Origin of the sequence: Sphingorhabdus sp., assembly GCF_044239005.1 — a bacterium.
GTDB lineage: Bacteria > Pseudomonadota > Alphaproteobacteria > Sphingomonadales > Sphingomonadaceae > Sphingorhabdus_B.
This window is the reverse complement of sequence record NZ_JBIICH010000096.1, coordinates 1-7,842: the sequence shown is the minus strand read 5'-3', so window position 1 is coordinate 7,842 and position 7,842 is coordinate 1. Positions and strand designations below refer to the sequence as shown.

Below are 7,842 nucleotides of genomic sequence, written 5' to 3'. Positions count from 1 at the left end.
CGAAACGCGCAGATAGCTAGGGAAGCGGCCAAATCAAAAGTAATGCAACACAGGAATTAAAGCCCATGGCAGCCCAATATAGCTTCGTAATGAAGGGAATGACGAAAACCTTCCCCGGCGCAAGCAAACCCGTCCTCAACAACATCAATCTGCAATTCTATCCGGATGCAAAGATCGGCATCGTTGGGCCAAACGGCACGGGTAAATCCACGCTGATGAAAATCATGGCCGGAATGGATACAGAGTTTACGGGCGAAGCGTGGCCCGGCGAACATATCCGCGTCGGCTATCTGGCGCAGGAGCCAGAGCTTGATCCGAACAAAACGGTCAAGGAAAACGTCATGGACGGCGTTCGCGCGGTTGCCGATCTTGTGGATCGTTTTAACGAGATTTCGGCCATCATGGGCGATCCGCCGGAGGATGCCGACTTTGATGCGCTCATGGAAGAAATGGGCACGCTTCAGGAAAAGATTGATGCCGTCGATGGCTGGTCGCTCGATAGCCAGCTGGAGCTCGCTATGGACGCGCTACGTTGCCCTCCCGGCGACAGCCCCGTCACCAGCCTTTCGGGCGGTGAAAGGCGCCGTATCGCGCTGACGCGGCTTTTGCTGGAAAAGCCCGACATATTGCTGCTCGACGAACCGACCAACCACTTGGACGCAGAGTCCGTTGCGTGGCTGGAAAAGCATTTGGTCGATTATAAGGGCAACGTCATTCTCGTGACCCACGATCGCTACTTCTTGGATAATGTCGTTAGCTGGATCCTCGAACTCGATCGCGGTCGTTACTTTGTCTATGAAGGCAATTATTCGACCTATCTCGAAAAGAAGGCGAAGCGTCTGGAGCAGGAATCGCGTGAAGACGCCGGCCGTCAAAAGGCGATTAAGGATGAGCTGGAGTGGATCCGGCAAAGTCCAAAGGCCCGGCAAACCAAATCGAAAGCGCGTATCAAGTCCTTTGACCAGCTGGTCGAGGCGCAGGAAAACCGCACACCGGGCAAGGCGCAGATTGTCATTCAAATCCCGGAGCGTTTGGGCAGCAAGGTTATTGAGGTCAAAAATGTCACCAAGGCTTATGGTGATAAATTGCTCTTTGAAAATCTGTCCTTCACCATTCCGCAAGGCGGCATCGTTGGTGTCATTGGTCCAAACGGTGCGGGTAAATCGACTTTGTTCCGCCTTATCACCGGTCAGGAAGTTCCGGATTCGGGTGAAGTGGAAATCGGCGAAACCGTCCGTTTGGGCTTTGTCGACCAGAGCCGCGATGATCTCGACCCCAACAAAAATGTGTGGGAAGAAATTTCCGGCGGCGCAGACTTTATGAAATTGGGCAAGCATGAAACGCCGACCCGCGCTTATGTCGGTGCGTTCAATTTCAAGGGCACCGATCAGCAGAAAAAGGTTGGTCTATTGTCCGGCGGTGAACGCAACCGCGTGCACATGGCGAAGATGTTGAAGCAAGGCGGCAACGTGCTTCTGCTCGATGAACCTACCAACGATTTGGACGTTGAAACATTGTCGGCACTCGAAGAAGCGTTGGAAAGCTTCGCAGGTTGCGCCGTAGTCATCAGCCATGACCGCTTCTTCCTTGACCGTCTTGCAACGCATATCCTTGCGTTTGAAGGCGACAGCCATGTCGAATGGTTTGAAGGCAACTTTGAATCATACGAAGAAGACAAAATCGCCCGCCTTGGCGACGAAGCCACTCGCCCACATCGCGCAACTTATAAAAAGATGACGCGTTAATGATGGCATGAAGCGAACCCTCCTCTGCAACGCCAATGCAGCAGAGGAGGGCGCTTTGGCCATTAGGATAATGTGACGCGGTTTAGGGAACCAGCCAGTTCCCAAGCCATAGATTTTGCGTTTGGTCCCACTGCCACCGTGCGCGCCGGTGCCCTGCATTGGCCAAATATAGCCATTCGATGCTGTCCGCCTGAAACATCAAAGCCGCAAAATTGCCTCGGTAATCGGCCAATTGATGTTCTTCCGGTTGTTTGCCTTCAATCCATTCGGGCAATCCTGACGAAGGTTGCGCAATCGGCGTGCCGGGGGCCGCTTCGGCCATGTAACAGCGGCGGGCAAATGGCGTTGAACCGGACCAGGCCGTATCTGCAAGATCGCCATCGGAGGTAATGTGGGCGCGACCGGATAGCCGGATCTGCGTTTTTGCCGCAGGGTCATAGACCAAAATACTGGCAGCCGCCTCGTCCCGCAGTTGCGCGGTCTTGTCGGACCGTGCGTCGGTATGAAAGCGCAAGCTTCGGCTATCACGCGACACCGCGCGCAATATCATAATGCGCAATTGTGGCGTGCCGTCCGCATCAACGGTACCGACGGTCGGCGTGTGTGCGGGGCTGTTCCGGTCCGTTACACCGGCTGCAACGACATTCCACGCTTCGGCAAAACTCGCGTCAAGGTCGTTATAAAAGGCGGGCAAGGCGACCTGATGGGTCATTGAGCCTCAAACTGGTCAGTTTGGTCGTTGAGCACGTGAAGGATGCCGTCGGCGATGCCGAAATAGGCACCATGTAGCTTCAGCTGGCCGGATTGCTCGCGCTCTTCAATGAATGGAAATGTGCGCAGGTTTTTCAAACTCACCCTTATGGCGTCCAGTTCCAAATCATGTTGGGGGTCGTCAGAGGCTGATGCTAAAATCTTTTCGCGGGCAGGGCGGATAATGTCGACCCAGCCATCAATGAAGCTGTGCCCCCCGTGGCCGATATTCGCACCTTCTAATGATGCTTTAATGCCGCCGCACTGGGCGTGACCTAGCACAACAATGTGCCGCACTTCCAATCCCATTACCCCAAATTCAATGGCAGCGGACACACCATGCAAACCGCCGCCTATTTCATAAGGCGGAACAAGGCTTGCCACATTGCGTAACGCGAACACTTGGCCGGGCTTTGTGTCGAAAACGGTTGCTGGATCGACCCTGCTATCACAGCAGGAAATGATCATGATTGGGGGCGCCTGACCGTCATTGGCGAGCTCATCATAGCGCGCCTTTTGGCGGACATAAGCGTCGGATTTGAAGCGGCGATATCCTTCAACCAGCACAGCAAATTCGGGCATTAAAATCTTTCCCCACGCACAACCTGCACATCGCCGATGGTGAGCAACATCCCATAGCTGTCGAGCAATGGGGCAATCGCCTCAATCAAGCCGGACGTCTTGGCTTCGGATGCGATGACCAGCACGATGGTTTTGGCGCTTGCGCCCGTGACATCGTCATCTTGCCATGCACCGGCGCGGCCACCGCCAGAATCGACGTGAATCACGCTCCAGCCAGATATGTCGACCGCTTTCAATTGCGCGACAACCCGCGGCACAAGCGGCGTATCCACCAGAATTTCGATCCGCTTACGGCTGACAGTTTGAATCATAAATCATCCTATTGCTTTGGCGAATGCCGCAAAAATGCTGATGCCAAAGATGATGTTGAAGGGAAAGGTCACGCCAAGTGACATGCTGAGGTAAATGCCAGGGTCGGCTTTGGGTAGGGCAAGCCGCATCGCCGCCGGAACAGCAATGTAGGATGCACTGGCCGCCAAGATGCCAAGCGCAGCGGCAGACGCGACATCCAGACCGACCAATGTTCCGACAATGGTACCAATTGCACCGTTTAACAAAGGTATGACAATAGCGAGGCTAACCAAGCGAAGGTTCATCTTGCGCGACTGCATGAGCCGCCGTGCTGCGATCAGCCCCATATCCAGCAGGAACAAGCAAAGGACGCCGCGGAAACCCGTATCGAACAGCGGCTTGATCGGTGCGAAGCCATCGCTGCCGGCGACAATGCCAATCACAAAACTGCCGACCAAAATCATCACCGAGGCGTTGGTGAGGACTTCGTGCCATGGCGTGGAGGATTTTTCGCCGGTATCTGTGTCGCCCCGCCGCGCAAGCATGAGACCCGTGATAATGGCCGGCGTCTCCATCAATGCCAAAACGGCGACCATATAGCCTGCTGGGCCTAAACCTTGTCCGGTGAGAATTTCTTTTGCGGTAACGAACGTCACCACGCTGACCGAGCCATAATGTGCAGCCACCGCGCCGGCGTCGACTTTGGAAAGCCCGCCAAATTGGCGAAGCAAAGCGAATGCGATGACCGGCAAAAGAAAGCTGAGGGCAAGGCCTGCCAACGCGGCAGCCGCCACTTCTGCAGTGACCCCGCTATTCGCGACCTCAACGCCGCCCTTTAAACCAATGGCCGCCATCAGATAGATGGACATGGCTTTTGCGAAGGCTTCGGGAATGCTGAGGTCGGACTTAAGTGCGGCAGCAATAAAGCCGAGGACAAAAAAGAGAATTACCGGCGACGTCAATGTGTCGATTATCATCATAGCCTCTTTGCGAATTTTGCAACCCATAGCAGGCAAGTTGCAGTTGGCAAGTTGAGGCATGGCGGCTATTCGAACGCCATGAACGTTCCGATATCGATACCCGAGCGCCCCGTGCGCGAACGCAAGCCGGATTGGATCCGCGTCAAGGCGCCTACTGGCGCGGGTTTTAACGAGACCCGCAAGCTGATGCGGGACTTGAATTTGAACACCGTGTGCGAAGAGGCCGCTTGCCCAAATATCGGCGAATGTTGGACCAAAAAGCACGCAACGGTCATGATCCTTGGTGATGTGTGCACGCGGGCCTGTGCCTTTTGTAACGTCAAAACCGGAATGCCGCGCGCGGTCGATCCGTTAGAGCCGGAGCATGTGGCAATTGCGGCGGCAAAAATGGGCCTTGAACATATTGTAATTACATCGGTTGATCGTGACGATTTGCCCGATGGTGGCGCGAGCCAGTTTGTGAAAGTGATCGAAGCGCTGCGCCGCAACACACCGAACACCACGATTGAAATCCTGACGCCGGATTTCCGGAACAAGGCGCAAGCCGCGGTTGAAGCCATCGTTACCGCGCGGCCTGATGTGTACAACCACAATCTGGAGACTGTTCCGCGCCTGTATCCGACGATCCGGCCCGGTGCGCGTTATTACGCATCGCTTCGCTTGTTGGAGACCGTAAAGCGCCACGACCCGTCCATTTTTACCAAGTCGGGCGTCATGCTTGGTTTGGGCGAAGAGCGGATGGAAGTGCATCAGGTCATGGATGACATGCGCAGCGCAGACATCGATTTTCTGACAATGGGCCAATATTTGCAGCCAACGCCCAAGCACACAAAGGTGATGGACTTTGTGACGCCAGCGGCATTTGACGCTTATGCGGCGATTGCCCGTGCGAAGGGTTTCTTGCTTGTCGCAGCCTCGCCGCTCACGCGGTCCAGCTATCACGCGGGCGATGATTTTGCGAAAATGCGCGATGCGCGCGCATTGCAATTGGCCAAGGCTCGGTAACAGCCCGAATGCCGCACCATCACGAACGCCGTCATTTGCCGCATAGTGCGGAACAGATGTACAATCTGGTGGGCGATGTTGCGCGCTATCCCGAATTTTTGCCGTGGGTCAGCGCCATCCGCATTCGCAAGGATGAAGAAGGCGAAATGCTGGCGGACATGATTGTCGGCTTCAAATCGCTTCGGGAAACCTTCAGCAGCCGGGTAGTCAAAACCCCGCATTCGTCGATTGTCGTGGATTATCTCGACGGCCCCATGAAACATTTGCATAACGCTTGGACATTTGAAGATGTCGCGGACGGCGGGTCAATCGTCGACTTCACCGTCGATTTTTCATTCCGCAACCGTGTGTTTGAGGCACTGGCCGGACAGTTTTTTGATTCAGCCCTGCGCAAAATGACAACGGCCTTTATCGACCGTGCGGATGCACTTTACGGCGCAGGCGGCAGTAAAAGCTCAAGCGCATAAAGCGTTGCAAAGGCGCGGATATCGGCGCGGCTTTTATCTGCACCAAAGGCTCTCTTATCGCCGACCACATCTTCGGGATTTTGCCCTTTCAGCGCGACTGCAAAGACAACCGTGCCCACGGGCTTGTTCGCTGTTCCGCCGTCAGGTCCAGCAACGCCGCTGATCGCCACGGCAATGTCTGCGCCACTTTTCTTCAACGCGCCCTGCGCCATCGCCCATGCGACCGCGACCGACACAGCGCCAAAGGTGTCGATAATATCTTCATTGACCCCCAGCATCGTCATTTTGGCTTGGTTGCTATATGTCACATAGCCAGAGCCCAATATGGCGCTGCTGCCGGGGACTTCGGTGATTGCGGCGCTCACCAGCCCACCCGTGCAGCTTTCAGCGACAGCGACAGTGCGGCCAGCGGCCTTGTTTTCGGCAACTACACGCGCGGCCATTTGCGCGATATCGGCGGGTAAAACGGTTTCCATAATCAATATTTCTCAAAAGTAGCGGTGGCCTGCGCAGCGATGCCTTCGCCGCGGCCAGTAAAACCCAGCATCTCGGTGGTTGTTGCCTTTACCGATATACAATCAACATCAACAGCCATTATTTCGGCCAGCCGTTGCCGCATCTGTCCCCGGAAAGGACCAACTTTGGGGCGCTCGCAAATGATGGTCACGTCGGCGTTGGCAAGGGCATAGCCCTCGTCGCGGGCGAGCTGCATCGCATAGGCCAGAAATCGGTCTGATGATGCGCCGCGCCATTGCGGGTCGGTCGGCGGAAAATGGTCGCCAATGTCGCCCTTGGCGATGGCGCCCAATATCGCATCGGTAAGCGCATGCATGGCGACGTCCGCATCGCTGTGCCCCGCAAGACCCTTGTCATGCGGAATGAGAACACCGCACAGCCAAAGTTCAGCATCGGGAACAAGGCGATGCACGTCAAACCCATTGCCACTTCGAAATGACGGCATAGTCGATCCTGCAAAATCGGTTGAAAAGGTGAATTTGTTGAGCGCTTCTGATCCCTCAACAATGCGAACTTGCCCACCACTGGCCATCAGCATGCGGGCGTCATCGGTTGGCTCGTCGCCGGCCCAAATTTCGTGCGCGGCCAAAATATCGGCAAAGGCGAAGGCCTGCGGCGTTTGAATGCGCCAGAGATGTTCGCGGTCTACGGTTTCGGACAGATTTTGGTCGCCTCTCGAAAGGCTGTCGACAACGGGCAGGGCAGGGACAGCGCCGGGGGCTTCGTCGAGTGCTTTGATTAAGTCGTCAATGACCGTGCCGGGCAGAAATGGCCGCGCGGCGTCATGGATCAATATCCGGTCTGCACCCCCATCGGCTGCAATCGCCTTTACGCCCAAATGCACGCTTTCCCGCCTTGTCGCGCCGCCGTGAACAAAGATCGCCGCGGGCAGGCCGTGCAGCGCTGCCGAAGCCTCGGCCTCTTGGCCCGCGCCAATCGCAACATAGACCTTGGAAATTGATGGATGCGCGGACAGTGCTTCATAGCTGTGCCGCAGCATGGGTTTGCCGCGTACCGGACGAAATTGTTTGGGGATATCCCCGCCCACGCGACTTCCAGAGCCAGCGGCGACAATGAGCGCAACGGTGATGGGTACAGTTACCATAGCCGCGCTCTAGCGACAGCGCACTTGCCCGCCAAGCCGAAAGCGGGTAACGGCCTGCCTAAATTTTAGGCAAGTTTTGAAAATGCAGCTGAAACCTATCCAAATCGGCAATATTGAAATCAATTGTCCCGTCATTCTGGCGCCGATGACTGGCGTCACCGATATGCCATTTCGCAAAATCGTGCGGCAATTTGGCTCTGGCTTAAACGTGACCGAGATGATCGCGAGCCAAGCGATGATCCGCGAAACGCGCCAGAGCATCCAAAAATGCGAGTGGGATGCGATTGAAGAGCCTGTGTCGATGCAGTTGGCTGGCTGTGCACCATATGAAATGGGTGAGGCGGCGAAGCTGAACGAAGACCGCGGCGCGGCGATTATCGATATCAACATGGGCTGCCCCG

The 7,842-nt window shown here is 55.8% G+C and carries 10 protein-coding genes; 4 read left to right on the top strand and 6 right to left on the bottom strand.

From position 1 onward, the window contains the following. The first annotated feature begins 65 nt into the window (after positions 1-65). On the top strand, positions 66-1,745 hold the full coding sequence (gene ettA, locus ACILQA_RS08315) for an energy-dependent translational throttle protein EttA (RefSeq protein WP_395629278.1): 1,680 nt from the start codon (positions 66-68) through the stop codon (positions 1,743-1,745). Positions 1,746-1,827: 82 nt separating this feature from the next. Here ettA and ACILQA_RS08310 read toward each other — a convergent pair whose 3' ends face one another. The 4 genes from ACILQA_RS08310 to ACILQA_RS08295 are packed head-to-tail and all read right to left on the bottom strand — an operon-like array spanning position 1,828 to position 4,348. After that, positions 1,828-2,457, bottom strand: coding sequence for a pyridoxamine 5'-phosphate oxidase family protein (locus ACILQA_RS08310; protein WP_395629277.1), 630 nt, complete (start codon positions 2,455-2,457; stop codon positions 1,828-1,830). Beyond that, positions 2,454-3,077 carry a carbonic anhydrase gene (locus tag ACILQA_RS08305; protein ID WP_395629276.1) on the bottom strand — a complete coding sequence of 208 codons (624 nt, stop codon included), beginning with the start codon at positions 3,075-3,077 and terminating at the stop codon, positions 2,454-2,456. The genes ACILQA_RS08310 and ACILQA_RS08305 overlap by 4 nt, the downstream gene beginning before the upstream one ends. After that, positions 3,077-3,388, bottom strand: coding sequence for a P-II family nitrogen regulator (locus ACILQA_RS08300; protein ID WP_306063591.1), 312 nt, complete (start codon positions 3,386-3,388; stop codon positions 3,077-3,079). The genes ACILQA_RS08305 and ACILQA_RS08300 overlap by 1 nt, the downstream gene beginning before the upstream one ends. Before the next feature lie 3 nt (positions 3,389-3,391). Further along, on the bottom strand, positions 3,392-4,348 hold the full coding sequence (locus tag ACILQA_RS08295; protein WP_395629275.1) for a sodium-dependent bicarbonate transport family permease: 957 nt from the start codon (positions 4,346-4,348) through the stop codon (positions 3,392-3,394). 78 nt (positions 4,349-4,426) lie between these two features. Here ACILQA_RS08295 and lipA point away from each other — a divergent pair, with 78 nt between their 5' ends. Together lipA and ACILQA_RS08285 are read left to right on the top strand one after the other, a co-directional pair. After that, a complete protein-coding gene (gene lipA / locus ACILQA_RS08290; protein WP_395629274.1) occupies positions 4,427-5,353 on the top strand; it encodes a lipoyl synthase in 927 nt (308 codons plus the stop codon). Positions 5,354-5,361: 8 nt separating this feature from the next. Further along, on the top strand, positions 5,362-5,820 hold the full coding sequence (locus tag ACILQA_RS08285) for a type II toxin-antitoxin system RatA family toxin (RefSeq protein WP_395629273.1): 459 nt from the start codon (positions 5,362-5,364) through the stop codon (positions 5,818-5,820). Here the strand turns inward: ACILQA_RS08285 and ACILQA_RS08280 are convergent. Both ACILQA_RS08280 and ACILQA_RS08275 read right to left on the bottom strand, forming a co-directional pair. Then, on the bottom strand, positions 5,784-6,296 hold the full coding sequence (locus ACILQA_RS08280; protein WP_395629272.1) for a CinA family protein: 513 nt from the start codon (positions 6,294-6,296) through the stop codon (positions 5,784-5,786). The two genes, ACILQA_RS08285 and ACILQA_RS08280, sit on opposite strands and share 37 nt — an antisense overlap. 2 nt (positions 6,297-6,298) lie before the next feature. Beyond that, entirely contained in the window at positions 6,299-7,441 is a 1,143-nt protein-coding gene (locus ACILQA_RS08275) for a bifunctional 2-C-methyl-D-erythritol 4-phosphate cytidylyltransferase/2-C-methyl-D-erythritol 2,4-cyclodiphosphate synthase (protein WP_395629271.1), read from the bottom strand. Between the two features lie 82 nt (positions 7,442-7,523). Here ACILQA_RS08275 and ACILQA_RS08270 point away from each other — a divergent pair. Further along, positions 7,524-7,842, top strand: a 319-nt coding sequence (locus tag ACILQA_RS08270) for a tRNA-dihydrouridine synthase (protein WP_395629270.1), incomplete at its 3' end; no start/stop codon positions are given.

Bases quoted from the DNA above. Each gene is read 5' to 3' on its own strand.
- ettA (WP_395629278.1), top strand. From the start codon at position 66: ATGGCAGCCCAATATAGCTTCGTAATGAAGGGAATGACGAAAACCTTC.
- ACILQA_RS08310 (WP_395629277.1), bottom strand. From the start codon at position 2,457: ATGACCCATCAGGTCGCCTTGCCCGCCTTTTATAACGACCTTGACGCG.
- ACILQA_RS08305 (WP_395629276.1), bottom strand. From the start codon at position 3,077: ATGCCCGAATTTGCTGTGCTGGTTGAAGGATATCGCCGCTTCAAATCC.
- ACILQA_RS08300 (WP_306063591.1), bottom strand. From the start codon at position 3,388: ATGATTCAAACTGTCAGCCGTAAGCGGATCGAAATTCTGGTGGATACG.
- ACILQA_RS08295 (WP_395629275.1), bottom strand. From the start codon at position 4,348: ATGATGATAATCGACACATTGACGTCGCCGGTAATTCTCTTTTTTGTC.
- lipA (WP_395629274.1), top strand. From the start codon at position 4,427: ATGAACGTTCCGATATCGATACCCGAGCGCCCCGTGCGCGAACGCAAG.
- ACILQA_RS08285 (WP_395629273.1), top strand. From the start codon at position 5,362: ATGCCGCACCATCACGAACGCCGTCATTTGCCGCATAGTGCGGAACAG.
- ACILQA_RS08280 (WP_395629272.1), bottom strand. From the start codon at position 6,296: ATGGAAACCGTTTTACCCGCCGATATCGCGCAAATGGCCGCGCGTGTA.
- ACILQA_RS08275 (WP_395629271.1), bottom strand. From the start codon at position 7,441: ATGGTAACTGTACCCATCACCGTTGCGCTCATTGTCGCCGCTGGCTCT.